The sequence below is a fragment of the Phreatobacter sp. GW821-FHT04C01 genome, from assembly GCF_059420385.1.
In genome coordinates this window covers 429,667-454,244 of record NZ_JBWKTP010000004.1, presented here as the reverse complement: position 1 = coordinate 454,244, position 24,578 = coordinate 429,667, and the positions used below count along the sequence as shown (strand labels likewise).

General features: G+C 68.8%; 25 protein-coding genes and 1 riboswitch. Of the genes, 12 read left to right on the top strand and 13 right to left on the bottom strand.

The genetic code is table 11. The features are described 5' to 3' along the window. Positions 1–44: 44 nt before the first annotated feature. Both AC07WJ_RS18000 and AC07WJ_RS17995 read right to left on the bottom strand, forming a co-directional pair. Positions 45–485: a DUF1801 domain-containing protein gene (locus AC07WJ_RS18000; protein WP_494935993.1), complete on the bottom strand. Its 441-nt coding sequence runs from the start codon at positions 483–485 to the stop codon at positions 45–47. Next, positions 482–1,339, bottom strand: coding sequence for an AraC family transcriptional regulator (locus tag AC07WJ_RS17995; protein WP_494935992.1), 858 nt, complete (start codon positions 1,337–1,339; stop codon positions 482–484). The genes AC07WJ_RS18000 and AC07WJ_RS17995 overlap by 4 nt, the downstream gene beginning before the upstream one ends. Positions 1,340–1,629: 290 nt before the next feature. Here AC07WJ_RS17995 and AC07WJ_RS17990 point away from each other — a divergent pair, with 290 nt between their 5' ends. After that, the gene (locus AC07WJ_RS17990) at positions 1,630–2,265 is read left to right on the top strand and encodes a class I SAM-dependent methyltransferase (protein ID WP_494935991.1); all 636 of its coding nucleotides are present in this window, start codon (positions 1,630–1,632) and stop codon (positions 2,263–2,265) included. Positions 2,266–2,292: 27 nt separating this feature from the next. Here the strand turns inward: AC07WJ_RS17990 and AC07WJ_RS17985 are convergent, their stop codons facing one another. Next, on the bottom strand, positions 2,293–2,940 hold the full coding sequence (locus tag AC07WJ_RS17985; RefSeq protein WP_494935990.1) for a hypothetical protein: 648 nt from the start codon (positions 2,938–2,940) through the stop codon (positions 2,293–2,295). 257 nt (positions 2,941–3,197) lie between these two features. Between AC07WJ_RS17985 and AC07WJ_RS17980 the strand changes: the two genes are divergently transcribed. From AC07WJ_RS17980 to AC07WJ_RS17935, 10 genes are all read left to right on the top strand, one after another. Next, positions 3,198–4,007, top strand: coding sequence for a tetratricopeptide repeat protein (locus AC07WJ_RS17980; RefSeq protein WP_494935989.1), 810 nt, complete (start codon positions 3,198–3,200; stop codon positions 4,005–4,007). Positions 4,008–4,054: 47 nt separating this feature from the next. Beyond that, positions 4,055–5,044, top strand: a complete 990-nt coding sequence (locus AC07WJ_RS17975; RefSeq protein WP_494935988.1) for a DUF1186 domain-containing protein — start codon at positions 4,055–4,057, stop codon at positions 5,042–5,044. Further along, complete coding sequence (locus tag AC07WJ_RS17970; protein ID WP_494936249.1) at positions 5,022–5,099, top strand: SEC-C metal-binding domain-containing protein; 78 nt, start codon at positions 5,022–5,024, stop codon at positions 5,097–5,099. The genes AC07WJ_RS17975 and AC07WJ_RS17970 overlap by 23 nt, the downstream gene beginning before the upstream one ends. 30 nt (positions 5,100–5,129) lie before the next feature. Next, a complete protein-coding gene (locus AC07WJ_RS17965) occupies positions 5,130–5,504 on the top strand; it encodes a DUF4180 domain-containing protein (RefSeq protein ID WP_494935987.1) in 375 nt (124 codons plus the stop codon). A gap of 196 nt (positions 5,505–5,700) precedes the next feature. Next, positions 5,701–6,018 (top strand): hypothetical protein, encoded by a 318-nt coding sequence (locus AC07WJ_RS17960; protein WP_494935986.1) that lies wholly within the window; start codon positions 5,701–5,703, stop codon positions 6,016–6,018. Positions 6,019–6,109: 91 nt separating this feature from the next. Continuing rightward, a complete protein-coding gene (locus AC07WJ_RS17955; RefSeq protein ID WP_494935985.1) occupies positions 6,110–6,769 on the top strand; it encodes a nitroreductase family protein in 660 nt (219 codons plus the stop codon). A 395-nt stretch (positions 6,770–7,164) separates the two neighbouring features. After that, positions 7,165–7,365: riboswitch (cobalamin riboswitch) on the top strand. 31 nt (positions 7,366–7,396) lie between these two features. Continuing rightward, a complete protein-coding gene (locus AC07WJ_RS17950; protein ID WP_494935984.1) occupies positions 7,397–9,583 on the top strand; it encodes a TonB-dependent receptor in 2,187 nt (728 codons plus the stop codon). Between the two features lie 2 nt (positions 9,584–9,585). After that, positions 9,586–10,491, top strand: a complete 906-nt coding sequence (locus tag AC07WJ_RS17945) for an ABC transporter substrate-binding protein (RefSeq protein ID WP_494935983.1) — start codon at positions 9,586–9,588, stop codon at positions 10,489–10,491. Next, positions 10,488–11,471: a FecCD family ABC transporter permease gene (locus AC07WJ_RS17940; RefSeq protein WP_494935982.1), complete on the top strand. Its 984-nt coding sequence runs from the start codon at positions 10,488–10,490 to the stop codon at positions 11,469–11,471. The genes AC07WJ_RS17945 and AC07WJ_RS17940 overlap by 4 nt, the downstream gene beginning before the upstream one ends. Continuing rightward, positions 11,468–12,223: an ABC transporter ATP-binding protein gene (locus AC07WJ_RS17935; RefSeq protein ID WP_494935981.1), complete on the top strand. Its 756-nt coding sequence runs from the start codon at positions 11,468–11,470 to the stop codon at positions 12,221–12,223. Before AC07WJ_RS17940 ends, AC07WJ_RS17935 begins: the two co-directional genes overlap by 4 nt. 58 nt (positions 12,224–12,281) lie before the next feature. On the opposite strand, the gene AC07WJ_RS17930 is transcribed toward AC07WJ_RS17935, so the two are convergent. The 5 genes from AC07WJ_RS17930 to cbiE all read right to left on the bottom strand — a co-directional run bounded on the left by AC07WJ_RS17930 (position 12,282) and on the right by cbiE (position 17,075). Beyond that, the gene (locus AC07WJ_RS17930) at positions 12,282–13,613 is read right to left on the bottom strand and encodes a cobyrinic acid a,c-diamide synthase CobB (protein WP_494935980.1); all 1,332 of its coding nucleotides are present in this window, start codon (positions 13,611–13,613) and stop codon (positions 12,282–12,284) included. After that, positions 13,610–14,401, bottom strand: a complete 792-nt coding sequence (gene cobA, locus AC07WJ_RS17925; RefSeq protein ID WP_494935979.1) for a uroporphyrinogen-III C-methyltransferase — start codon at positions 14,399–14,401, stop codon at positions 13,610–13,612. Before cobA ends, AC07WJ_RS17930 begins: the two co-directional genes overlap by 4 nt. Positions 14,402–14,683: 282 nt before the next feature. Beyond that, complete coding sequence (gene cobM, locus AC07WJ_RS17920) at positions 14,684–15,448, bottom strand: precorrin-4 C(11)-methyltransferase (RefSeq protein WP_494935978.1); 765 nt, start codon at positions 15,446–15,448, stop codon at positions 14,684–14,686. Beyond that, entirely contained in the window at positions 15,445–15,828 is a 384-nt protein-coding gene (locus tag AC07WJ_RS17915) for a cobalamin biosynthesis protein (protein WP_494935977.1), read from the bottom strand. Before AC07WJ_RS17915 ends, cobM begins: the two co-directional genes overlap by 4 nt. Then, positions 15,825–17,075, bottom strand: coding sequence for a precorrin-6y C5,15-methyltransferase (decarboxylating) subunit CbiE (gene cbiE / locus AC07WJ_RS17910; protein WP_494935976.1), 1,251 nt, complete (start codon positions 17,073–17,075; stop codon positions 15,825–15,827). The genes AC07WJ_RS17915 and cbiE overlap by 4 nt, the downstream gene beginning before the upstream one ends. Between cbiE and AC07WJ_RS17905 the strand changes: the two genes are divergently transcribed. Then, positions 17,074–17,838 (top strand): cobalt-precorrin-6A reductase, encoded by a 765-nt coding sequence (locus tag AC07WJ_RS17905; RefSeq protein ID WP_494935975.1) that lies wholly within the window; start codon positions 17,074–17,076, stop codon positions 17,836–17,838. The genes cbiE and AC07WJ_RS17905 overlap by 2 nt on opposite strands. On the opposite strand, the gene cobJ is transcribed toward AC07WJ_RS17905, so the two are convergent. Genes cobJ through cobN form a run of 5 tightly spaced genes read right to left on the bottom strand, consistent with a single transcriptional unit; the run spans position 17,805 to position 24,561 of the window. After that, complete coding sequence (cobJ, locus tag AC07WJ_RS17900) at positions 17,805–18,575, bottom strand: precorrin-3B C(17)-methyltransferase (protein ID WP_494935974.1); 771 nt, start codon at positions 18,573–18,575, stop codon at positions 17,805–17,807. The two genes, AC07WJ_RS17905 and cobJ, sit on opposite strands and share 34 nt — an antisense overlap. Next, positions 18,572–19,327: a precorrin-2 C(20)-methyltransferase gene (locus AC07WJ_RS17895; RefSeq protein ID WP_494935973.1), complete on the bottom strand. Its 756-nt coding sequence runs from the start codon at positions 19,325–19,327 to the stop codon at positions 18,572–18,574. The genes cobJ and AC07WJ_RS17895 overlap by 4 nt, the downstream gene beginning before the upstream one ends. A gap of 4 nt (positions 19,328–19,331) precedes the next feature. Beyond that, positions 19,332–19,979: a precorrin-8X methylmutase gene (locus AC07WJ_RS17890; RefSeq protein ID WP_494935972.1), complete on the bottom strand. Its 648-nt coding sequence runs from the start codon at positions 19,977–19,979 to the stop codon at positions 19,332–19,334. Then, positions 19,976–21,256 carry a precorrin-3B synthase gene (gene cobG, locus AC07WJ_RS17885; protein WP_494935971.1) on the bottom strand — a complete coding sequence of 427 codons (1,281 nt, stop codon included), beginning with the start codon at positions 21,254–21,256 and terminating at the stop codon, positions 19,976–19,978. Before cobG ends, AC07WJ_RS17890 begins: the two co-directional genes overlap by 4 nt. Beyond that, complete coding sequence (gene cobN / locus AC07WJ_RS17880) at positions 21,253–24,561, bottom strand: cobaltochelatase subunit CobN (protein ID WP_494935970.1); 3,309 nt, start codon at positions 24,559–24,561, stop codon at positions 21,253–21,255. Before cobN ends, cobG begins: the two co-directional genes overlap by 4 nt. Positions 24,562–24,578 lie beyond the last annotated feature (17 nt).

The window sequence follows — 24,578 nt, the reverse complement described above, 5'->3', positions numbered from 1 at the left end:
CGAAAACCGCCGGCTCTAAGCTACCGACCGATATATCTGGCCGATCATCGCGGGAATGTCATACGTTGGCGATGATAGGTCAGCGCCATGGCCAGGCACATCGAAAGCTGCTCGGTCGCTAGCGGAACGGATGGATCGAGCAGAATCGCCCTGTTGCCCTGAAAGACGAATACCTCAGGGAATTGCATGCGAAACGTCTCGACCAGAGTTGTACGGCAGTTGAACAGAACCGCGCCCTGGCCCTCCGGCGAATTTGAAAGACCGAGCCGGATCGTGCTGCCGCTGCCGGTCGTTTCGGTAAGATAAGCAGGCTCACCCCACTTCAGCGTCTCAGTCAGCGGGTCGACACCGCCGATTCCAGCGGCCGTCGCGAAGATCAACCGCCGTACTTCCAGGAGTTGCGCGCAGACAGGCGCCGGGAACGCCGCGAAGGCCGCCGCCACCTCCGTCGAGATGACCGGCAATGCCGGAGCATTGCGCATCATGATGCCCGTAGTGGCAGGTGGATGTCGGTGATGAGTTCGTTCGGTGAGACCTGTTGCGGGCTGTTGAGATAGGCTTCGAACACCGGGGCATCGTCCGGCTCGTGGCCGGATTGCGGAAGCCACACGCCGAGCAGCCAGCGATAGGCACCTTTCATATCGGCATAGGGGCCTTGGTAGCGCAGCCGCGCATAGAGCCCGCCGCGTAGAATCGCCTCCTCGATGGGCGGCGCCAGCGCGACACCATCGGCAACCGGCGAACAAGCGCGCGAGCGCAGGTTCTCGACCGGCCCGAGGTCGGGATCGTCATAGAAGATCGCCAGCATCCGCTGATCCCGCGCCATAGCGTTCTGCGCTGCAAGCGCGGTGAACAGCCGCCCCATGGCATGGTCGATTTGCATATAGCTGCCGCCATGCGCGATGCTGGCACATCGGATCGAAGTGAGTGTTTCCACGGCGATTGGAAAACCCGCTCCGTCCGCCGCCGACAGGGCAGCCTTGAACGCCGCATGGCTGCCGGTCTCGCGATAGTTGCCCGGGCTCTTGCCATAGGCTTCCTTGAAGGCCCGTCCGAAGGCATCGGCCGAACTGTAGCCGGCGCGTCCGGCGATCACGTCAAGGGCCAGGTCCGAGTTCGCCAACCGCTCGGCCGCGCGCGACAGCCGAAGCCGCCGGATCGTCGCGGTGATGGTTTCACCGCGCATGGCGGTATAGACCCTATGCCAGTGCCAAGGGGAAAGGCAGGCCACTTCCGCGAGATCATCGAAGCGGATGTCGCCTTCCAGATTTTCGTAGATGTGATCGATAACCCGGTTCAGTCGGGTCTCATATACAGCGAGCGCCTTCGATGTGTTCATGGCCGTCCAACTCCGATGCATGAGAACATTGGCACGGGTCGAACCGACAAATCTTGCGGAGTCTCCTGTCAACCGTTCGAGACGTCCCGGCGCTCCTGCGCCGGTTCCGCTCCATCAATGATTTTGGAGGGCTATTGCGAAAACATGCTGCCCGTCATCATCGTTCGCGGTCCGCCACCCTCGCCAATTGCCGCAGGAGCTTTCACACGGTCCAGGCGAGCGGAGACGGTTTCGCCTTAGACCCACCTTGATGCCCGGCAGGGCAAGGTCACGACCCCGGAGCAATCATCATGACGATCGCGAGCGACGCTCGTTTCTGGGACCGGGCGTCACGGAAATACGCCAGGGGTCCGATTGCCGATCCGGCCGGATATCAGCGCACGCTGGACCGGACCCGCGCGCTGTTGGGTGCAGGCCACAGAGTGCTGGAACTCGGCTGCGGAACGGGCACGACGGCGCTGCTGCTCGCCGGCCATGTCCAGGACTACCTGGCGACCGATATCTCCGCTGAAATGATCGCCATCGCCAACGAGAAGCTGGCCGCCGGCCCCATCCCGGCGCTTGTCTTCCGCACCGCGACCGCGGAAGCGCTCGGCGCCGACACGGCGCCCTTCAACGCGGTTCTGGGGTTCAACTATCTCCATCTGGTCCGAGACCTCCCGGGCACGCTCAACCGCGTCCACGCCCTGCTCGCGGCCGACGGCTTGTTCATTTCCAAGACACCCTGCGTCGGGGAGATGAACCCGCTCATCCGCCTTGCCTTGCCCGCGATGCGCGCGATCCGCATGGCACCCTATGCCGGCGTCTTTCGGGCGGCGGAGCTGAGCCGGCATATAGCGGCCGCGGGCTTCGACATTCTCGCCACTGAAAACCACGCGACCAAGGGCAACGACAACCGTCCTTACATTGTCGCGCGCAAGCGGTGAGGTGAACGGCCGGAGCGGCTCGCCGCATCATGCTCCAGGGTTCGAGAGCCGACGCGGCGACGGCATCACATATTCTCCGCCGAGCAGGTACCCCTCGTCTTCCTCCTCCGCTGGCGGCTGCCCCCAGAAATAATGGCCTTGCGGCATTGCTTCCGGCGGGAAGGGATCGTCGAGTTCGGGTTCTCCGGAATTCGGCCATTCGAAGCGGGCTCGTCCGCCATTGGCCATGATCTTGTACCAGATCGGTTCGGGCGGATTGAGGCGCAGCCACTCTTCCCGCACGCGCCCCTTGTCGACATGCAGCAGTCGGTCACGCTCATACCAACTTTCGAAGCCGAAGTGCCGGTACGAGATCAAGCGTCCCTCCGGGCAGCGCAAGCAACCGCTCACCCAGGTCGCCGGCACCGGCGGCTTCAACCAGGGCAGGGCCATCGCGAGGTTCGCCCGGATCGGTGCTCCGTTCCGTTCGATCAGGCCGTCGAGATCGACAAGGTACAGCACATCGTCCACGACCTCCCAACGGGCCACATAGCCGCGCCAGCAGGCACTCGACTCGGCCAGGAAGACCGGCCGCCGGGCCTTTCTGATCCGCCCGAGATAGGCTCCCAGCGGCAAGACGCAGACGTCGTGATCGCGACCACGCAACGTGAGGACGTCGGGACATTGTGCCGTCATGTACCCTCCTGACTTTTATCCTCTCAATCTAGCCGCGATCGACCGGAAACTCAATAAAATTTCGCATCTGGAAGTCGCAGAGAACGTCATTTATCGAATTGATATTACGTCATAATATCAGCACCAAGTCATTGCCTTCAGGTGCCCCCCGGAACGCATCTATATTGCCCGGGTGGAATATGGAAATATTCCTATTTACGAAGACGAGGTCCCACCTTAAGTTGCATGTCGCACTTTCGCACGGCAGTGGATGAGCCATGTCAAACTCCATTGGAAGCCGCATCAAAGCGCTGTTCTCTTCGGGCAAGCCAGCCGCCGCCGGCGCGCCGCCGGACGATGTTCGGCTGCGGGCCGAGGCCGGCGATGCGGAGGCGCAGAACACGCTCGGCCGATGGTATTGCGACAATATGGCGGACCGGACGGTTGCCCGGGCTTGGTTCACGCGTGCGGCGGAACAGGGGTTCCTGCGCGCCAAGCACAATCTGGGCGTCCTGGCGCTTCAGGCCGGGCAGAGGGACGAGGCGGCGGAATGGTTCCTCGCCGCGGCCGAGGAGGGGTGGACGCCATCGCTCGCCGCCATTGGCGCGGTGTTCGAAGGCGAGGGCAATCTTGCCGGCGCCGTCAAATTCTATGAATTGGCGGCCGAAGACGGGAATGCCGACGCGCAGGATGCGCTCGGCCGGCTGCTGCTCGCGGACGACGACCCGGAACTCTACGAGGCGGCCCGCTCCTGGTCGCAGAAGGCGGCCGACCAGGGTCTCGCGGCGGCGCAGGCCCGTCTCGGCACCATCTACCATGAGGGGCTAGGAGTGGACCGGGACCCGGAGCGGTCCGTCTTCTGGTTTCTGAGCGCCGCCCGGCAAGGACATGCGGGAGCCCAGGCGATGACCGGCGTGGCTCTTCACCTCGGCATCGGCATCGCGGCGGACCGGGTTGAATCGGCTTTTTGGCTCACGCGGAGCAAGGCACAGGGCAATGAAATTGGCCGGGTCTATCTTCCCGAGGTCGAGCGCGAACTGACGGCGGAGGAAAGGCGTCGGCTCAAGGCGAGATTGCTGCAGGCCTGACAATTCGGTGGAAAGCGCCGCACCCGCTGGCGAACACCGCCGGGCCAATGCGATACTGGTTCGCCTGCCCAGGTCGTCCGCGAGGACATGCCATGAAAAAGCATGAGCTGGAGGCGATTTTCGCTCGCGCCAGGGGCGCGGCTCCCGATATCGGCCCGATCGAACGATATCTGACCGCCTTGGCCGAAGAGCGGCAATTGCCGGCCCTGGCGGTCGCCATGTGCACGGCCAGGGTGGAAGAAGCGGGGCCGGCCTTGTGCGCCGTGCTGGCAAAGGCGGCCGACGGCGAGATCCTGTCCGACGCGGAGGCGAGGCTCGTCTTTCGCGGCCTCCATCTGGTCGGCGGAGCGCGGGACCGCCAGGCTTGGCAGGTCGTCATGCGCCTGCTGCGCCTCCCGGCCATGGACGTCGAAGACCTGCTCGGCGACGCCATCACCGAAACCCTGTCGCAGATCGTCGCCGGGGTTTTCGACGGCGATACCGACGGCCTGTTCCAGGCGATCGCCGATCGCGATATGGATGAATTCCTGCGCGAAGCGCTGTTCGGCGCGGCCACCTTTCTGATCTGGGAAGGGCGGATCGAGCACGACCGGATGGTGGCCTTTCTTGAACGCTTTCACGACGAGCGCCTGGCGCCGGACCATGATCAGGCCTGGGTCGGCTGGCTTGAGGCGATAGCCATGCTCGGCCTGCGCCCCATGATCCCGCGCGTCGACAGCGCCTGGCGTGATGGCCGCATTCCCAAATATGTCATCGCCCGCGGTCATTTCGACGCGGATCTGGCCGAGGCTGAGCGTGCCCCCGCCGATATCGAGCGATTTCACCGCGCCAATCTCGGCTATATCGCCGATATCCTCGTAACCTTGCGATCCCTCGCTTTTCGACGAGCCGTCCGATCCGGATTTTCAGGACCCGTTCGACCTCGCCGACACGGACCCGCTCCATCCCGGCCTTCAGGAACGATACGACCCGTTCAGTTCGGATCTGTTTCGCGCGGAGCCCGTCACCAATCCGATGCGCCATGTCGGGCGCAATGACCCCTGTCCCTGCGGCAGTGGCAAGAAGGCCAAGAAATGCTGCCTTGCCAGTTGACGGCGGCGACGCGACAGGCCAGCAGGCAGCATGACCCAAATTCTCGAGCGCGGCGGCGAGCACATCCTGCTGGTCGACACCGACGGACCAGCCATAGACGATGAGCGGCAGGCGACCGACCTGATCGGCGAGGCCGCCTGGCAAGGCGCGTCCATGCTCGCGATCCCTGCCGCGCGCCTCGGCGCCCATTTCTTTCAGCTCCGCTCGGGCCTCGCCGGTGCGATCGCCCAGAAGGCGGTCAATTATCGGCTGAAGCTCGCCGTCATCGGCGACATCTCGGAGCACCTCGCCGCGAGCAGCGCCTTGCGCGACTGGGTGCGCGAGGCGGAGCGGCGCAACGACCTCTGGTTCGCGCCGAGCCTCGATGACCTTGTCGCGGCGCTCGCCCGGTCCGGACGGGCCTGAGGCGGCCGGAACGGGCCCGGCTGGTTGCGGACACTGGCCGCGCCAGTTTCGAATTGTTCTATTTCTCTTGTAAATCCAATAGCTTGCACATCTCGACATTCGCGCCTATGGCTCTGGCTCGTGCCCCGCCGCGAATGGCTCGCCAGACTGCCCATCGGGCTGGCGAACGCGCTGCCGGCCGCAGGAGATGCCGATCATGCAAGCTGAACCAGGCCTCAAGGACCCGACCGACGCTGCCCGCGCCGAATTCCACCAGACCATCATGGTGGCCTTCTGCAATGCGCTTCGCACCACCCAATTGCCGCCGATCACCGTGCTCGGCCTGGTCGCCATGGCGCTCGGTTCGGTCTATCAGGAGGTCGCGGAGGCCCATCGCGGCGACAATCCCTGTCCCTGCGGCTGGCAGCCCGACGCGAGCGCGGATGTCGAAGCCCTGCAGGCGGCGTTGGCGGCGATGATCCCCTTGCCACAGGTCACCGATCTCCGGCTCATGCAGGCGCTCGGGCGGGCCTGAGTCTCGCAGGATTTCGGCGGCCTCGGCCGCCATACCCCATCGCCGTCCGGACGCCCGACGCGGCGACCGGCGGCCAGCAAAGGCAGACAGCATGGACAACCAGGCGACCAACGCCGTCATGACGCCCGACGGCCCCCAAGGCGGGGCAGGCGAGGCGCTTCTCGCCTTGCTCGAGACGCGCCGGTCGGTCGGCATGACCATGCTGAGCGAACCGGGGCCCAGTGCCGCCGAACTGCAGCGGCTCCTGACCATTGCCGCCCGCGTGCCCGATCACGGTGTCCTCGAACCCTGGCGTTTCATCGTGGTCGAGGGCCAGGCCCGTTCCGACGCCGGCGCCCGCTTCGCCGAACTCTATGCCGCCGAGAACGAGGCGATGGACGCCGAAAAGCGCGCCAAATTCGCCGGCATCATGTCGCGCGTCTTCACCTATGCGCCGGTCATCGTCATCGTCGTCAGCCGCAGCGACGCAGCCGCACGCATTCCCTCCTGGGAACAGGACCTGTCGGCCGGCGCCGCCTGCATGAACCTGCTCACCGCCGCCCATGCGCTCGGCTTCGGCGCGACCTGGCTGACCGGCTGGGCCGCCTATAGCCCCGGCGCCCATGCGCTTCTGGGATTGGTGCCGGGCGAAAGGATCGCCGGCGTCGTCCATATCGGCACCGCCAGGGAGGCGCCCGCCGAACGCAAGCGCCCGGACCTTGCCACGATCACCACCTGGTGGCAGGCGCCGGACGCCGGGCCGGCGGCCTGACGGCACGGCCGAAGCGGCCGCCGATGATCGCCGGGGCGTCGATCGCGCCGCCTCCTGGCTGGGCCGCCCGGGTCTCGACGGCGCTACCTCCACGCATCGTCTTGCCCGGGCCTGTCCCGGGCATCCACGACTTCTCTTGCGGCGGGATGTTTCGCCCCGTGCCGCTGCGGGCATCTTGCCGCGACCGGGTCGCAGCTCCGATGGGATCCGATCTCCACGATCGACCGTGCCGAATTGGTGGATGGCCGGGACCAGCCTGGCCGGGACGAGAATGGCCGGTGAGGGAAGCGCAGGGGATCGACCCAGGCGCCGGGCCAGATCATCCCCCACACTCATCCCGCATCTGCCTGTGCGAAACGGAATGAGGCCGCATTGCGGCAAACGCCTATTTGTGTTTCGTTAAGCGAATCTTCGGTGCTCCCTTCGCAGGGAGTGAAACGGGAATGCGGTGCGTGCTGGTTCAAGCACAAGGCCGCGGCTGCCCCCGCAACTGTAAGCGGATAGCGCTCTTCGACAAACCACTGGCCTTCGGGCCGGGAAGGGGAAGCGGCGCCTGACCCGCGAGCCAGGAGACCGGCCGAGGATCGACTGTAACCCATGCCGGCGGAGGGCCGGAGGAGCCGATCCATGTCCATGTCTTCGCCGCGCGCGGCCGCGCCGGCTATTGCTGTCCTGTTGCTCGCCGGTGCCGCGGCCCCGGCTTTTGCCCAGCAGACCCAGAATACGCCGACCATTCTCGACGAGATCGTGGTGACCTCGACCGGGCGCCCGGAACCGCGCAGCCGCATCACCGGTACCGTTCAGGTCATCGAAGGCGAGCGCATCACCCAGTCGACGGCCCGCTCGGTCACCGAACTGCTCGCCGAGAACGCCGTCGGCTTTTTCTCCGAGTGGACGCCCGGCCAGACCTCGATCAACATCCGCGGCGGCGCCACTGACGGCCAGGGCAAGGATTTCCGCAGCCAGGTCCTGGTGCTGATCAACGGCCGCCGCGCCGGCACCGCCAATATCTCGAAACTGTCGCCGGCCGACGTCGACCGCATCGAGGTCATCCGCGGCCCGGCCTCGGTGATCTATGGCAGCCAGGCGATTGGCGGCGTCATCAACATCATCCTGAAGAACGGCCGCAACACCACCGGCAATTTCGCCGATATCCAGGGCGGCTCCTGGGGCCTCCTGCAGGGCCGCGGCCATGTTGCCGGCCAGAGCAACGGCAACGATTATTATGTCGGCATTTCCGGCGGCCGGCGCGACAGCTACCATTCGGGAGCCGGCGGCGGCCTGATGGCCAATACCCAGTACCAGCGGCTCGGAATCACCGGCGCCTTCGGCCGCCAGATCAACGACAACCACCGCGTCGACGTCACCGTGCGGTCGGACGGCATCTACGATGCCGGTTTCCGCGGCTCGTCCTGGAGCACGTTCAACCGCGACGAACGCACCAATGCCTCGTTCGATTTCGTCTATTCCGGCAAGACCGACACCGATTTCGCCCGCTGGACCGCGCATACCTACCTGGTGTCGGACCGCGACGTGTTCCGCTGGGCGGCGCCCAATTCGGCGACCGTCGCGCAACGCACCCGGCTCGATCTCAACCGCCGCCACCTCGACATCATGGGGCTCCGGTTCCAGCCGATCTTCAACCTCTGGGCCGGCAACGAACTGCTTCTCGGGTTCGACGCCGAGCGCAGCTGGCTCCGCTCGCAGCGCTACCGCGAAAGCGTCAATCCCGCGATCAACCTGGCGCAGGTGTCGCCCCAGGACAACAACCAGACCGACTCGGTCATGGCCTTCTATGCCGAGAACAGCCAGCGCCTGTTCGACGACCGGCTGATCCTGCGTGCCGGTGTCCGCCACACCCGCGGCTCGACCAGTTTCGATACGACGCCGAACCTCGCCAACCAGGCGACCGGAAGCCGCCCTTATGACGCCACCACCTATACGGTCGGCGGCACCTACCGGGCGACCGACTACCTGAGCTTCCGCACCGGCGTGTCCACCGGCTTCCGTTCGCCGACGGCGACCGAACTCGCCGGCAATTACACCGTCCTGGTCGGCACCCAGATCTTCGGCAATCCGAACCTGAAGCCGGAGACCAGCCGCCAGTACGAGGTCGGCGCCACCTTCGCACTGAACGGCTGGAGCCTCGACGCCGCGCTGTTCCAGAACGTCATCTCGAACCGGATCGTCACCAAGCTCCGACCGGGTTCGAGCACCACCTCGGACTATGTCAACAATCCCGGCGACGTGACCGTGCGCGGCATCGAGCTGCAATTCGGCCTCGACGTGCTGCGCGCCTTCTCCGCCCAGGCCAATGGCTGGCACTGGTCGATGACGGCGAATGGCGGCTACAATTTCTTCATGCGCGACGGCGGCGCGGCGGCCACCGCCAACAGCAACCAGGTCGAGCGCATGTATCAGTACCAGGCTGCGATCGGCACGCGTTTCGGCCAGCGCACCGGCGTGGCGATCCCCTGGACGTTTTCCGTCACCGGTATCCTGCGCGGACCGCTCTGGTACAATACCGAGGAGCCCTTGCTGATCCCGGCCGGCGAACCGAATTCCAGCTATATTCACCGGAAGCCGGCCTTCTGGGTGTGGAATGCCCGGCTCGAGGGCGAATTGCGCAAGGGCCTGACCGCCTATGCCGCGGTCAACAATATCTTCAACATCAACCAGCACGCCCTTTTCATCGCGCTCGACCAGCAGCCCTTCATCGGCAATCCGACCAATGCCAATACCAATGGCATCGGCAATATGGGCAATTCCATGCCGGGCCGGGAATTCATCGTCGGCATGCAAGCGAGGTTCTGATCGTGACGGGAAGGGCGGTCCCGGCGGCATGTCTTGGACTGGCGCTCGTGGTCGCGCCGGCCGTCCCCCCGGCTTTGGCGGCGGAGCAGGCCCCCATCGTCGATGCGCTGGGGCGGCGGGTCATGTTCGCGCGGCCGCCGACGCGCCTCGTCACCATCTTCGCCTCGAACACCGAGCTGGTCGCCTCGCTTGGGCTGACCGAACGGATCGTCGGCATCGAGACCTACACCCGTTTTCCGCCTGAGGTGGTCGGCCGCCCCACCGTTGGCGGCCGGCTCGGCTTTTCGGTCGACCGGGTGGTGCGCCAGCGCCCCGACCTCGTGGTCGTCACGCCGGCGCGCCAGGCGGTGAACCAATTGGTCGATCCCATGGAACGGCTCGGCATTCCCATCATCGTGCTGACCCACCGCTCCATTCCCGAGGTCATGGCCAATATCCGGCTGGTTGCCGATGTCACCGGCGTGCCCGACAGGGGCGCGGCGGTGACCGGCGCCTTGCAGGCACGCCTCGACGCGGTGGCCGCCCGCATCGCCGGCAAGCGCCGGCCGCGCATCGTCATGATCACCGGACGGGTTGCCACCGGCATGCTGCTGATCGCCCGCCCCGGCAGCTACACCGCCGATGCGATGGTCGCGGCGGGCGGCGATCTCGCCTTCGACCGGGCCCAGATGCTGTCGCAGGTGTCACCCGAAGCGATCCTGCGCGCCGATCCCGACGTCGTGCTGTTCGCCGGTTCGGCCGCCGACATGCAGGACCTGTTCGGCCGCTCCGGCTGGTCGAGCCTCAGGGCGCTCAAGGAGAAGCGCATCTTCGCGGTATCGCGCGCCGAATTCCTGATTCCCGGGCCGCGCGTGGTCGCCGGCATCGAGAAGCTGGCGCTGGTCCTGCACCCGGAGCAAAGGCCATGACCCGGATCTGGCTGTCGCTCACGGCGCTCCTGCTGGCGGTCATGGCGCTCGGCCTCGCGGCCGGCCACGACTGGGCCTCGCCGGCCATGCTCTGGACGGCGCTCGCTGGCGACCAGTCGCTGGATAGCCGGCTCATCATCGACTGGCGGCTGCCGCGCGTGCTGGCGGCCGCCGCCGTCGGCGCGTTGCTCGGCCTCGGCGGCTGCCTGTTCCAGGGCCTGTTCCGCAACCCGCTGGCCGAACCCTATCTGCTCGGCTCGGCCGGTGGCGCCGCGGTCGGCGCGACCGTCGCGCTGCTGGTGCCGCTCGGCGTGCCCCAGGCGCTGTCCTTGCCGCTGCTGGCCTTTGCCGGGGCCTGGGGCGCCACCGTTCTGGTCCTGGCGGTCTCGCGGGTCGCAGGCGTTGTCGACGCCGCAGGCCTGCTGCTCGCCGGCGTCGCCATCGCCGCCGTGCTCGGCGCCGTCAGATCGTTCATGATGCTCGCCTTGTCGGACGAGACGGTCAATCTGCAGGTGGTGTTGAGCTGGGTGCTCGGTGGCATCCAGACGCCATCCTGGCCGGGCCTCGCGCTGCTCGCCATCCTGCTCGCCGCCGCCATCCTGCTGGCGCTCAGGACGGCCCAGGGGCTCGACCTGCTCGGCCTCGGCGAAGCCATGGCCCATGGCTTCGGCCTCGATGTCCGGCGCTTCGTCGCGCTCTGCGTGCTGGTCGGCGCGATCATCGTGGCCATCGCGGTCGCCTATGGCGGTCTCGTCGCCTTTGTCGGGCTCGCGGCACCGCATATCGCGCGCTGGCTGGTCGGGCCGCGCCACCGGGCGCTCATCCTCGCCTCGTGCCTGACCGGCGCCATCGTGGTCGTCGTCGCCGACGCCATTGCCCGCTCGGCCCTGCCGCCGGCCGAAATCCCGCTCGGCCTGGTCACGGCCATTGCCGGCGGCCCGTTCTTCCTGTTCCTCCTGGCCCGACGGCTGAAGTCATGACCAGTCTGAGCGCGCAGGGGATCCGCCTGATCCGCGGCGGCCGGTCGATCGTCGACGGTATCGATTTCGCCGCCGGCGCCACCGGCACGATCGCGGTCATCGGCCCGAACGGCGCGGGAAAATCGACCTTCCTGAAGATCCTGGCCGGCCTCGAGCCGGACCATGCCGGCACGGTGATGGTCGGCGGGCGGGATCTCGCCTCGCTCACCGGCCGCGAGCGCGCCGCGGCACTCGGCTTTGTCCCGCAGAACTTCATGCCGCATTGGGACGTCACCCCGCGCATGCTGGTCGAGATGGGCGCCGAGCGACTGCCGGGTTTTGGTTCCGAAGCCGTCGAACGCGCGCTGGCCACGGGCGAATTGACCGATCTCGCCGACCGCCGCTGGTCGGGCCTCTCGGGTGGCGAGAGGGCGCGTGGCCTGATGGCGGCGGTCGAGGTCACCGACCCGCCGATCCTGATCGCCGACGAGCCGGGCGCCAGCCTCGACATTCGGCACCGCATCGATCTCGTGCGCGGTTTCGCCGAGCGCGGCCGCACCCGGCTGGTCATCGTCGCCCTGCATGAGATCGATCTCGCCACCACCTGGTTCGACCGGGTGGTGGTGATCGACAAGGGGCGCATCGCCGCCGACATGACGGCCGCCGACCTCGTCGAGACCGACGTTCTGGCGCGGGTGTTCCAGGTCGCCTTCGAGACGGTCGATGTCGACGGCATCAAGGTGGCGCGGCCGGCCTCGGGGCGGCGGGTGTGACAAACCGCGTTGGCGGGCGGACGGCCTCACGCCGAAGCGTTGTGCACGGCGCGACAGTTTAATCGGCGACGATCACACCCTGCCCACGCTGAATCGCGTGAAAGAACGAACCCGAGACATGGCCCCTGACATGGCCGACCGGGCCGAGCGCCGTGCCCTCGGCATCGACCGCCTCGCCCAACACACCATCCGGGCTCGAGGCCAGGATCGTCGCATAATGAAACTCGTGGCCGGTGAGACGGCTGCCGGCCGGGCCGAGCGCGCTTTCACCGCTGGTCGTCACCACGCGATAACCGAGCGACATGCGCCGCTTGGCGAAGCTCGTCACCACCGGCAACAGCCCGACCATGGGGTAGCGGATCCCGTCGGCCGCCTCGATCGCCTCTCCCAGCACCATATAGCCGCCGCACTCGCCATGAACGGGGCGCGTCTCGGCAAAGCGCGCCAGCCCGGCCTTGAACCCCTTGGCCTCGGCAAGGCGGGCGGCGTGCAGCTCCGGATAACCGCCCGGCAGCCAGCAGGCATCGCAATCGTCCGGCGGCGCCTCGTCGGCCAGCGGCGAGAACGCGACGATCGCGGCGCCTTCACCACGCCAGCCGGCCTCGACATGCGGATAGATGAAGGAAAAGGCGGCGTCGCGCGCGACCGCGATGCGCCGGCCGGGGGCGGGCACCGGCGCGCCGGCGAGGCCGGCGCCGGAGATAGTGGTAGCACCGGCCGCGGCCAGCACCGCATCGAGGTCGACCGCGTCCGAAACCGCGGCGGCGAGCGCATCGAGCCGTGCCATCAGGTCGTCGGTTTCACCGGCCTGAACCAGGCCGAGATGGCGTTCGGGCAGGATCAGGCTGGCTTCGCGGGGCAGGGCGCCGAAAACCGTCAGGCCGATCCGCTTCATGCCGTCCTCGACCAGGCGGCGATGGCGCGGGCTCGCCACCTTGTTGAGGATGACGCCGGCGATGGTGATGCGCGGATCATAGGTCATGCAGCCGAGGGCGATCGCCGCCGCCGACTGCGCCTGGCCGGAAACGTCGATGACCAGGATCACCGGCCAGCCGCAGCGCGCCGCGATGTCGGCGCTGGCGCCGGTATGGCCATGGGCGGCGCGGACCCCGTCGAACAGGCCCATCGAACCCTCGGCCAGAATGATGTCGCTCTGGCCTGCGGCCTCGCATGCCAGGCCCGCGACCAGGTCGTCGGACATGGCGAAGCTGTCGAGATTGCAGCTCGGCGCGCCGGTCGCCGCCGCGTGAAAGGCCGGGTCGATATAGTCCGGCCCGCATTTGATGCCGCGCACCGTCAGGCCGCGCCTGGCGAAGGCGCGCTGGAGGCCGAGCGTGATGGTGGTCTTGCCCGATCCCGAACGCGGCGCGGCGATCAACAGCCCGTTCATGACGCGACATCCAGGGCCGGCGCGGCCAGATGCGGCGCGATGGCCGCGCGCAGCGGCGCGATGGTGCCGATGGCGATCACCGCCGGCGAGCGGATCCGGCCGGCCGCGGCCAGGTCCGGCAGTTCGGCGAGCGTCGTCGTCACCGCCTCTTCCGCACCTGTCGTTGCGGCATGAACCGCGATCACGGGCGTCTCGGCGGCAAGCCCGCCGGCCACAAGCGCCGCGCTGATCGGCTCGATATTGGCCACCGCCATATAGAGCACGATCGGCTGGCCGGTTTTGGCGAGCGCCGCCCAGTCCAGGCTCTTGTCCTCGGCGAGGTGGCCGGTCGCCAGGATCACCGCATGGTTGGAATCGCGCGAGGTGGCGGGAATGCCGTGCAGCGCCAGGGTCGCAAGGCCGCTCGACACGCCCGGCACGACACGGAAACGGATGCCGGCCTGCGACAGGGCCAGCGCCTCTTCGTAACCGCGGCCGAAGATGAAGGGGTCGCCGCCCTTCAGGCGCAGCACCCGCCGGCCCGCCCGGGCGTGGGCGACCAGCATGTCGCTGATCTCCGACTGTTTCGGCGAGGGCCGGTGGCCGCGCTTGCCGGCATTGTCCAGGATCGCTTCGGGTCGGGCATAGGTGAGGATGCGCGGATCGATCAGCGCGTCGTGCAGGATCACGTCCGCCTGACCGAGCGCATGCACCGCCGTCAGCGTCAAGAGACCGGGGTCGCCGGGGCCGGCGCCGACCAGCCAGACGGTGCCGGGCTCGAATTCCGGCAGGAATGAAGAAGGCGTCATGGGCAGAAGGCTCGAAGCTTCGGGGCTGGGGATCGATTCATTTCGAAAATGTCCATGCAATCAATATATTGCATCAAGGTCGGTCGTCCTTCGAGGCTCGCGCAAGAGCGCGAGCACCTCAGGATGAGGGGTGTTGAGGATGGCATCGGTGGCGGTGCAAAATGTGGACTGACCACCGCGCCTCATGAACAACATCGATGCCATGCGCCACTCTCACCTCATCCTGAGATGGGAGCGAAGCGACTTTCGAAGGACGGCCGTCCTCAATGCAAGGCACCCGTCTCATGAATCACCACGCGGCCGAAACCGCCGGTCATAGTCGCGGGAATAAAGCGCGCTTTCGCGAAAATCTCGGGCGCCGAGCGCCGGCCCGACCAGGATCAGCGCTGTGCGCTCCAGCCCGGCGGCGGCGACCGCCTCGGTTATGGTGGCGAGCGTCCCCCGCAGCAGGCGCTCGTCCGGCCAGGACGCCCGGAACACCACGGCAACCGGGCAATCGGGCCCGTAGAACGGCGTCAGTTCGGCCACCACCTTGTCGATCACGTGGATCGACAGATGGATCGCCAAAGTCGCGCCGGTCGCGGCGAAGGCCGCCAGATTTTCGGTTGGCGGCATGGACGAGGCGCGGCCGCTGGTGCGGGTCAGCACCACCGACTGCGCCACTTCCGGCAAGGTCAGCTCGCGGCGGAGCAGCGCCGCGGCGGCCGAAAAGGCCGGCACGCCCGGCGTCACCGAATAGGGGATATCCAGCGCATCGAGCCGGCGCATCTGCTCGCCGACCGCGCTCCAGATCGACAGGTCGCCGGAATGCAGCCTGGCGACGTCATGGCCGGCCTCATGGGCCCTGGCGATTTCGGCGATGATCGCGTCGAGGTCGAGCGGCGCGGTATCGACGACGCGGGCGCCAGGGGGACACCAGCCGAGCAAGGCCTGCGGGATCAGCGAGCCGGCATAGAGGCAGACCGGGCATTGCTCGATCAGGGCGCGGCCGCGCACCGTGATGAGATCGGCCGCACCTGGGCCGGCGCCAATGAAGTGGACGGTCATGGTCTGTTTCCCTGGGCGAGGGCGCAGGTGACCCGGCCCATGACGATGCGAGGCAGGATGAGGCTGGCCGAGGCGCCGGCGGCGGCGAGCGCCGCGGCCTCGGCGACCGAACCGACGCCGAACAGCGAAACGATGCGGGTCGAGCGGGTTGCGCAGCCGGCATCCTGGCCGCGCAGCGCCCCGTCGGGAATGCCGATCACCGGCGCGCCGATCGCGGCGGCGAGCGCGATCAGGCCCGGCTCGGCGGCGCGCGCGGCGACCGTCGCGAGACAGCCGACAGCGGAGATATCGAGATCGAGGCGGCCGAGCGCGGCTTCGACGCAGGTCCTGATGTCGGTCAGTTCGGTTCCGGGGCGCAGGCCCAATCCGACGGCGATCATGGCTTGCGCACCCGCCATTGGGTGACCGGCATGGCCGGCCGCCAGCCGTGCATTCCGCCGATCGCATCGAGCCGGGCCACCGCGATGCGCCGCATGGTGCCGCCATGGGCCGCAAACAGCGCGGCCAGCCGCGCCTCGCCTTCGAGGGTCACGACATTGGCGACCAGCACGCCGCCGGATCGCAGCCCGGCCCAGCCGGCCTCGAACACCCCGCCATCACTGATGCCGCCGCCGATGAAAACCGCATCCGGCACCGGCAGGCCCGCAAGGGCGGCCGGCGCCTCGCCGCGGACCAGCGCGATATCGGGCGCGCCAAGCGCAAGCGCATTGGCCTGGATGCGCTCGGCCCGATCCGGCCGCGCCTCCACCGCATAGGCCCGGTTGGCATGATGGCTGAGGCACCATTCGATGGCGATCGAGCCGGAACCGGCGCCGATATCCCAAAGGACCTGGCCGCGGCGCGGGCTCAGCGCCGAGAGTGTGACAGCCCGGATCTCGGCCTTGGTCAATTGGCCGTCGCTGGCAAACCAGTCATCGTCGAGGCCAGGCGTCAGCGGCAAGGTGCGGGCAGCGGAACCAGCCGCCACCACGACGCCGATGGTGTTGAGCGGGTCGACGCCATCGAGCGCGAAATCCCCGGCGATGCCGCGCCGGATGCGCTCGCGGGGGCCGCCGAGCGTTTCGAGGACCACGATCTCGGAAGCCTCGAGGCCGCGTTCGGTCAGCAACGCCGCGACCTTCGCGGGCGTCGCGCCATCCCAGGACAGCGCCAGGATACGCGCGCCCGGCTGCAGATACGGAACGATCCGCTCCAATGGGCGACCATGCAGCGAGACCAGCGCGCAATCCTGCAGCGCCCAGCCGAGCCGGGCAGCGGCGAGACTGAAAGCCGAGGGTTGCGGCAGAACCCGCATCTCCTCAGGCCGCACGAGTGCGCTTAATTGCACGCCGACGCCGTAGTGAAAGGGGTCACCGGAGGCGAGTACGCAAACCCGGCCGCCGCGCCGCGCCAGGATGGCCGGGAAGGCCTGCTGGATCGGGCTCGGCCAGGCCAGGGTCTCCGCGGCGAGCGGCGCGACCAAAGCCAGGTGCCTGATGCCGCCGACCACCAGATCGGCCTGGTCGAGGGCCGCGAGCGCCGCAGCCGACAGGCCAGCGCGGCCGTCCTCGCCCAGACCGATGATCGTCAGCCAGGGGGGCGTCTCGCCGCTCGACAGGGCGGTTTCATTCCGCGACAAGTCAGCCATGACCATCCTGATCCTCGGCGGCACCACGGAAGCAGCCGCGCTCGCCCGCCGCCTGGCCCAATCCTTTCCGGACCTGACCGCCCTGGTGTCGCTTGCCGGGCGCACCCGCACGCCGAAGCCGCTGGCGCTGCCGGTCCGCGCCGGCGGTTTCGGCGGCATCGCCGGGCTGGCCACCTTCCTGGTTGAAAACCGCATCGCGGCGGTGATCGACGCGACCCACCCCTTCGCGGCCATCATGCCGTTCAACGCCGAGGCCGCCTGCCGGATGGCCCAGGTGCCGCTGCTCGCGCTGCGCCGTCCGCCCTGGAAGCCGGTCGCGGGCGATACCTGGATCGAGACCCGGGATATGGCTGCCGCCGCGACCGCGCTCGGCGCCGCGCCGCGCCGGGTCTTCCTGACCATTGGCCGGCAGGAACTCGGCGCCTTCGCCGGGGCGCCGCAGCACCACTATGTCGTGCGCAGCATCGAACCGATCGGCGAGGCGCTGCCGGTGCCCCATGTCACGCGGATCGAAGCGCGCGGGCCGTTCCTGGTCGACGATGAAATCGCCTTGATGCGGCAACACAGGATCGATCTGGTCGTCAGCAAGAATTCCGGGGGTGGACAGACCGAAGCCAAGCTCACCGCCGCGCGGACGCTCGGCCTTGCCGTCGTGATGGTCGCCCGGCCGCCAAAGCCTGGTGTGGCCACCGTCGAAACCGTCGATCAGGCGCTCGCCTGGCTGGCCGCTCATGGCCTCACCCCGACCGAGCGCGGCGTGTAGACGAAAGGCAGCTCACCGCCGCGCGCGATCAGCCGCGTCGCCGAGGCGCCGATCATCACCAAGGTCGACATGTCGGCGGTTTCAGCCGCCTGGATTGCCCGGTCAATCGGAACGATACGAACCGTTTCGTCGCGTCGGCCGACGGCGCGCGCGAAAATCACCGGGGTGCCGGCGGGCCGTTCGGCGGTCGCGAGCTTCAGCGCTTCGCCGAGTTGCCAGGGCCGGGCCTTGGAGATGGGATTGTAGAGCGCGATGACCAGATCGGCCGCGAGCACCGCCTTCAGCCTCGCCACGATGACATCCCAGGGCTTGAGATTGTCCGATAGCGAAATCGCGCAGAAATCGCCGCCGAGCGGCGCGCCGACCCGGGCCGCCACCGCCAGCATGGCGGTGATCCCCGGCTCGACCTTGATCGCCACGGCGGACCAGCGGGCGGCGTCGGCCTCATAGGCCTCGAATAGCGCGGCGGCCATGGCGAAGACGCCGGGATCACCACCCGAGACGACGGCGACCTGGCGGCCATCGGCCGCCAGATCCAGGGCGAAACGGGCACGCTCGACCTCGACGCGATTGTCCGAAGCGTGGCGCGTCTGGCCCGCACGCGGGGGCACCCGGTCGACATAGGCGCCATAGCCGACAATGTCGGTCGCCGCCGCCAGCGCCGCCGCGGCGGCGGGCGTCAGATAGCGCGGATCGCCGGGCCCGAGCCCGATGACGGTGACCGATCCCGCCGTCACAGCCGGCGTCCTTCGCCCGGCACCAGGATCATGGAGAAATAGGGCGCCTCGTCATCGGTCTTGTCGGCGAGCCGCAGGATGAGCTGCTCGGCCATGCTGGCGCGCTCGACATAGATGGCGCGCTCGACGAGACCCGCGGCCTCCAGCGCCCGCCGCACCTTGGGGAAGTTGCGGCCGATCTTCATCACCACGGCGGCGTCGGTGTCGCCGAGCCGGCGGGCGAGCTCCGCCTCCGGCAAGGTGCCCGGCAGCACGGTCAGGATGTCGTCGCCCCAGGTGATCGGCGCGGCGGCCAGCGTCCAGGCTCCGGACATGCCGGTAATGCCGGGAATGACCTCGAAGGGATAAAGCGGCGCCAGCCGGCGCCACAGATGCATCAGCGAGCCGTAGAAGAACGGGTCGCCTTCGCAGAGAATGGCGACCAGACGGCCGTCATCGACCTCGGCCGCCAGCCTTGCGGCGGAGGCGGCGTAGAATTCCGCCATCGGATTGGCATAGGCCGCGTCGTCGACCGGCGCTTCGGTGGTGACCGGATAGACCAGGGCGATCTCGCGGGCCGGATCGGCGCCGATCAGCCGGTCGGCAATGGTGCGGGCATTGCCGCGCTGGCCCTTCTTGCAGAAATGGACGAGCCGGTCGGCCCGATCGAGGATTTCGCGGGCCTTTACCGTGACATAGGAGGGGTCGCCGGGCCCGAGCCCGACGCCATAGAGCGCGATCCTGCCGTCCCCGATCTGGTTGGCGACCATCATGCCGTCACTCCCGTTCGCTCGCCAGCGCGTTGACGGCGGCCGCCGCCATGGCCGAGCCGCCGCGCCGGCCATGCACCACCACGAAGGGCACACGGCCATCGGCGGCCAGCGCGGCCTTGGATTCGGCAGCGCCGACGAAACCGACGGGAATGCCGATCACCGCCGCCGGCAAGGGCGCACCGGCGTCGAACATTTCGAGCAGCCGGAACAGCGAGGTCGGGGCATTGCCGATGACCACGACGCTGCCGGCGAGCTGCTCGCGCCAGAGCTCCATGGCCGCGGCGGAACGGGTCGTGCCGGCCTCGCGCGCCATGTCGACGACACGGGGGTCGTCGAGCGTGCAGATGACCGCGTTATGCGCCGGCAGGCGGCTGCGGGTGACGCCGAAAGCGACCATCTTGGCGTCGCACAGGATCGGCGCGCCGGCGCGCAGCGCGGCTTCGGCCTTTTCGGCGAAATCGGCGGACATTTCGACGTCGCGCGGCAGATCGGTCATGCCGCAGGCATGGATCATGCGCACCACCACGCGCTCGGCCACCGGCGCGAGGCCCGCAAGGTTCGCCTCGGCGCGGATCATCGCGAAGGAGCGCGCATAGATCTCGGCGCCGTCGCGAATATAGGACTGGCGGCTTGCCGCCTCGGCGGTCGTCACGATGACGAAACTCCCTGAAAATGACGCCTGATGTCGCCGTCTGAGGCGAGATCGGCGGCGAGGTCGACGGCGCTGCGCCGGGCGCGGGATGAACCGGCGGCGGTCCCGTCGAGGACGATGTGATAGGCGCCGTCATGCCCGACCAGCGTCACGTCGGCAATCCCCGGCTGGGCACAGCCCTTGGCGCAGCCCGAGACATGCAGCGTCATGCCGCCGGCGAGCCGGCGCGCCGCGGCAACGGCGAATATAGCGGCATCGTCTTGCGCGGGCACCTCGCCACGGCTGCAGGCCGGCGCTCCCGGGCAGGCGCGAACCGCCAGGCGCGGATCCTCGGGCTCGATGATCAGCCCAAGCCCGGCAATGCCTGACAGCACCGGCTCCGGCGTGGTGAGTCCGGTCAGGGCGAGCCCGCGCCAGGGCGAAAGCGTGATATCGGCGGCGCCAGCCGCTTCGGCGATATCGGCGAGCCGGTCGAGTTGCGCTGCCGTGCACCGGCCGAAGGGTGCGCCGAGCAGAATCGCATGGGTGCCGTTCCGCTCCTGAAACAGGCCCGCCAGCGGCGGCGGAGCGCGCCGGGGCGGCGCCGCTGTTTCGTCGAGACCGGCAGTGGCGGCGAGCGCCAGAAGTTCGGTCCGGGGCAGATCCCGCAGGCGCCGGACCAGCGTCGGCTGCCCTTGGTGGCGTTCGGCCAGCCGGCGCAGCAAGGCAGCCACCAGGCCATGCACGATGCCGAGGCGTGCCGGACCGAGCCAGCTGCCATCCGGCAGACCGACCAGGGCCGTGTCCGGCGACACCGCCCGAAGGCACAGGTCGGCCGCCTGTGCGTCGAGTGGCAAGGCGCCGCCACCATCGACGACGATGCCGGTCTTGGCCGGCAAACCCTGGATGGACCGCCTGAGCGCTTCGATCGTCGCCGCGAACGCGGCGGCGTCGATGAAATCGGTCGGGTCGCGGCCGGCCAGAGGCGAAACGACGGTCAGGCGATAGGGCCCGACATCTTCGTCGGGATCGACCAGGCCGCCATCGATCAGGCCCGCCACCAGGTCGGAATGGCTTGTCGCGTTGACACCGCGGATCTGCAGATTGCCCCGGCCGGTCAGGTCGACGAGGCCGTTGCCGGTGTCGCGGCCAAGCCGCGCGAGCAGCCGCAAGTCCCTGGCGCTCAGCCGGCCGCCTGATGGATGCACCCTGACCAGCAGGCCGTCGCCGGTCGCCATGGGGCGGAGCGCGCCCGGGCACCAGCCGCGGCGCAGCGCGGAGCGCACGGCCTCGCTCATCGCACGGCCTCGCGGGTGGCGAGATCGAGCAGGGCCGCGGCCGAGTTCAGCCGGGTCGTCCAGAGCCCGCGCCGCCGCGCATCGGCGAAGCGCTCGGCGATCGCCTGGTGAGCGCCGGCATTGGCCTGTTTCAACCGCGCCGCCACCGCCTCGTCGCCGAGATAGGCCTGGAACACCGCGTCGAACATGGCGTCCGGCACGGCCCGGGTGGTCGCGGCATAAACGAACAGGCTGTCGACGGCCTCGGCCAGTTCGGCCGCGCCCCGCCAGCCATGGGCGAGCTGCCCGTCGATCCAGCGCGGATGGATGAGCCGGCCATGGACGATGCGCGACAGGTCTTCGGCGAGCGTCCGAACCCTGGGATTGTCTGATATCGAGGTGTCGAGACTATAGGCGCGGGCCTTGCCGCCGAGGCTCTCGGCCGCGGCGGCAAAGCCGCCAATGCCGTCGGCGGCACTGGACGCCTCCAGGATATCGCGGCCGGCGACATCGCTGACATGAATGAAGGCTTCCGCACCGGCCACCCGGCCGGCGAAACTTGCGTCCGCGACGCCCTCGGCCTCGGGACCGCCAAAGGCATGGCTGGTCGCGGCAAGATAGGCCCGGCCGAGTTCAGCCAGATCCTTCCAGTCGCCGTCGAGCGCCAGGGCGCCGGCGCCGGCGCCGAAGCGGCCGGGCGGCGCGCCGAACACCCGCGCCCGGCTTTCGCCGCGCCGCCTTGCCGCCGCCGGCTCGTTCCAGGCGTCGTCCTCGTCGAGCTCGGCGACGGCGCGCGCGGCGGCATCCAGCAGCGTGATCTGTTCGGGAAATGTGTCGCGAAACGCCCCGGATATGCGCAAGGTGACGTCGACCCTGACATGGTCGAGCCGGGCGAGCGGCAGGATCGAGAAGCCGGTGACGCGGGTGGAGGTGGGATGCCAGACCGGCTCGACCCCCATCAATGCCAGGGCATGGGCAATATCCTCGCCGCCCGAGCGCAAGGTCGGCGAGGCCCAGAGATCCATCACCACCCGCCGCGGCCAGTCGCCTTCGTCCTGCAGGTGCCGGTCGAGCACGGCGCGCGCCGCGCGGGCGCCGAGCTGGGTCGCCGCGCGGGTCGGAATGGAGCGGGGATCAAGGGTGGCGAGATTGCGGCCGGTCGGCAGGACATCCGGCCGGCCGCGATGCGGCGAGCCGGCCGGCCCCGGCGTCACGAAACGGCCGTCGAGCGCCCGGATCAGGTTTCGCCGCTCATTCGCCGACGAAGCCGGGTCATGCGCCGCTTGCCCGAAGACATGCAGGCCGTCGCGGAAACTGGTCTCGGCGAGATCGCAGAGATGGGCATCGAGCGCGGTCAGAGCCGTGCTCATGTCCTGCTCCGACGTGACGCCGCAGGCGCTGGCGAGGCCCGAGCTTTCGGCGCGCTGGCGGATTTCGGTGGCGACCAGATCGGCGCGGCGCGGGTCCATCACCTGGGCCGCGCTATATTCCTCGACGAGATCGCGCAGCAGCGCGGTCTCGCCATGCAGGTCGCTCGCCGCGAGCTCGGGCGGCAGATGGCCGAGCGTGACGGCCCCGAGCCGGCGCTTGGCCGGCGCGGCCTCGCCGGGATCATCGACCACATAGGGATAGATGACCGGCAGGGCGCCCATGGCGATCTTCGGCCAGCAGGCGCCCGACAGCGCCACCGCCTTGCCCGGCAGCCATTCGGTGGTGCCGTGCGTGCCGAGATGGATCAGCGCGTCGATGCGCTCACCAAGCCGCAAGCCACAATAGAAGGCGAGATAACCGTGGCCGGGAGGCCGGTCGGGGTCGTGATAGGCAAGCTTGCGGTCGGGTCCGGCGTCGCGCGCCGGCTGCAGGGCAAGATGCAAATGGCCCAGCACGCGGGCCCGGAACCGAAAAGCGCCATCCTGGAAGCTCGGATCGTCCTGCGGTGCGCCATGCGCCGCGAACAGCGCCTCGCGGGCCACCTCGGGCAGGGCTGCGACGAAAGCCTCGTAGGTGTCGAGCGGCACGCCGAACCCGGCCTCGCCATCGACCAGCAAAGGCATCAAGGCCGCTGGCGCCGGACAATCGCCGACGGTGTAGCCGGCATCCGCCAGCAGGCCGTGAATGACCGCGACACTCTCAGGCGTATCGAGGCCGACGGCGAAGCCCGCCCGGCCGCCGCGCGCCGGATAGTCGGAGAGCACCAGGGCGAGCCGCCGCTCGGCGGCCGGCTTCTGGCCGAGCGTCACCCAGGCCCGCGCCAGATCGGCCAGCGCCGCGACGCCGTCCTCGTCCGGAACCAGCCGGCGGCTGACGAGGCCGGTGGCGGCATCCGTGAACTCCTGCTTGAAGCCGACCGCGGCACCGGCGAGCCGGCCGTCGAATTCCGGCAAGGCGACCTGCATGGCGAGGTCAACGGCCGAAAGCCCGCGCGGCGAGGCAAGCCAGGCCTCGCGCGGATTGCCGACCGGCATGGCTTGCAAGACCGGGCAATCCGCGCCGTCGAGCACGAAACCGTCGCCGTCACGGGCGGAAAAGGCGGTCGTGGCGACGATGACCGCCGGCTTGCGGGCCGCGATCAGCATTTCGAGCGCGGCGGTCGCCGGAGCATCCTTCAGGCTGGTCAGCGCGATCACCAGGGCCGCCAGGCCACGCGCGTTCAAGGCGTCGCGGAGCGCCGCCGCGATGTCGGTATCACCCGACGTCACGCTGGAGCGATAGACCAGCACCAGGGCGAAAGGCCGGTCAGCCGGGCAGGCGGCAAGCGCCGCGGACCAGGCCTCCGGCCCCTTGGCGGCCGACCAGGCGAACAAGGCGGGCAGGGGCACGGCCGGTTCGGCGGCGACCCGCGGATCGAGACAGGAGGCGATCCGGCCGAGCAGCCGGCGCATGTTGTCGGCGCCGCCGCCAGCCTGGAAATAACGGATGAGGTCGCCGGCGGCCGTGGCATCGACGGTGTTGTAGGCGGCCAGGCGTTCGTCGCCGCGATCGTCGCCCGGCAGCACCGCCAGCGGAATGCCCGCCGCCCGGCAGGCGGCATGCAACTGGTCGAGCCCGTATCGCCAGTAGTCGAGCCCGCCGAGCAGGCGCACCAGGACGAAGCGCGAGCCGATGACGGTCTTCTCGACATAGAGATCGACCGACAGCGGATGCCTCAGCTGGCGCAGGCTCGCGAGCCTGACGGCCAGATCGGGCATCGCGCCTGCCGCCGCCGACAGCGCCGTCAGGTCGCTGTCGGCGAAGCTGAGCACCACCAGGTCACCGGGCGGCTGGCCGAGGTCGACAGCGCGGTCGGCCTCGTCAAGCGTCACGGTGGTGGCGGGCAGGATGTGCATGGCCGGTCCGCGTACGG

Excerpts from the sequence above, each read along its gene's own strand:
- AC07WJ_RS18000 (WP_494935993.1), bottom strand. The coding sequence starts at position 485 with ATGATGCGCAATGCTCCGGCATTGCCGGTCATCTCGACGGAGGTGGCG.
- AC07WJ_RS17995 (WP_494935992.1), bottom strand. The coding sequence starts at position 1,339 with ATGAACACATCGAAGGCGCTCGCTGTATATGAGACCCGACTGAACCGG.
- AC07WJ_RS17990 (WP_494935991.1), top strand. The coding sequence starts at position 1,630 with ATGACGATCGCGAGCGACGCTCGTTTCTGGGACCGGGCGTCACGGAAA.
- AC07WJ_RS17985 (WP_494935990.1), bottom strand. The coding sequence starts at position 2,940 with ATGACGGCACAATGTCCCGACGTCCTCACGTTGCGTGGTCGCGATCAC.
- AC07WJ_RS17980 (WP_494935989.1), top strand. The coding sequence starts at position 3,198 with ATGTCAAACTCCATTGGAAGCCGCATCAAAGCGCTGTTCTCTTCGGGC.
- AC07WJ_RS17975 (WP_494935988.1), top strand. The coding sequence starts at position 4,055 with ATGCGATACTGGTTCGCCTGCCCAGGTCGTCCGCGAGGACATGCCATG.
- AC07WJ_RS17970 (WP_494936249.1), top strand. The coding sequence starts at position 5,022 with ATGCGCCATGTCGGGCGCAATGACCCCTGTCCCTGCGGCAGTGGCAAG.
- AC07WJ_RS17965 (WP_494935987.1), top strand. The coding sequence starts at position 5,130 with ATGACCCAAATTCTCGAGCGCGGCGGCGAGCACATCCTGCTGGTCGAC.
- AC07WJ_RS17960 (WP_494935986.1), top strand. The coding sequence starts at position 5,701 with ATGCAAGCTGAACCAGGCCTCAAGGACCCGACCGACGCTGCCCGCGCC.
- AC07WJ_RS17955 (WP_494935985.1), top strand. The coding sequence starts at position 6,110 with ATGGACAACCAGGCGACCAACGCCGTCATGACGCCCGACGGCCCCCAA.
- AC07WJ_RS17950 (WP_494935984.1), top strand. The coding sequence starts at position 7,397 with ATGTCCATGTCTTCGCCGCGCGCGGCCGCGCCGGCTATTGCTGTCCTG.
- AC07WJ_RS17940 (WP_494935982.1), top strand. The coding sequence starts at position 10,488 with ATGACCCGGATCTGGCTGTCGCTCACGGCGCTCCTGCTGGCGGTCATG.
- AC07WJ_RS17935 (WP_494935981.1), top strand. The coding sequence starts at position 11,468 with ATGACCAGTCTGAGCGCGCAGGGGATCCGCCTGATCCGCGGCGGCCGG.
- AC07WJ_RS17930 (WP_494935980.1), bottom strand. The coding sequence starts at position 13,613 with ATGAACGGGCTGTTGATCGCCGCGCCGCGTTCGGGATCGGGCAAGACC.
- cobA (WP_494935979.1), bottom strand. The coding sequence starts at position 14,401 with ATGACGCCTTCTTCATTCCTGCCGGAATTCGAGCCCGGCACCGTCTGG.
- cobM (WP_494935978.1), bottom strand. The coding sequence starts at position 15,448 with ATGACCGTCCACTTCATTGGCGCCGGCCCAGGTGCGGCCGATCTCATC.
- AC07WJ_RS17915 (WP_494935977.1), bottom strand. The coding sequence starts at position 15,828 with ATGATCGCCGTCGGATTGGGCCTGCGCCCCGGAACCGAACTGACCGAC.
- AC07WJ_RS17905 (WP_494935975.1), top strand. The coding sequence starts at position 17,074 with ATGACCATCCTGATCCTCGGCGGCACCACGGAAGCAGCCGCGCTCGCC.
- cbiE (WP_494935976.1), bottom strand. The coding sequence starts at position 17,075 with ATGGCTGACTTGTCGCGGAATGAAACCGCCCTGTCGAGCGGCGAGACG.
- AC07WJ_RS17895 (WP_494935973.1), bottom strand. The coding sequence starts at position 19,327 with ATGATGGTCGCCAACCAGATCGGGGACGGCAGGATCGCGCTCTATGGC.
- cobG (WP_494935971.1), bottom strand. The coding sequence starts at position 21,256 with ATGAGCGAGGCCGTGCGCTCCGCGCTGCGCCGCGGCTGGTGCCCGGGC.
- cobN (WP_494935970.1), bottom strand. The coding sequence starts at position 24,561 with ATGCACATCCTGCCCGCCACCACCGTGACGCTTGACGAGGCCGACCGC.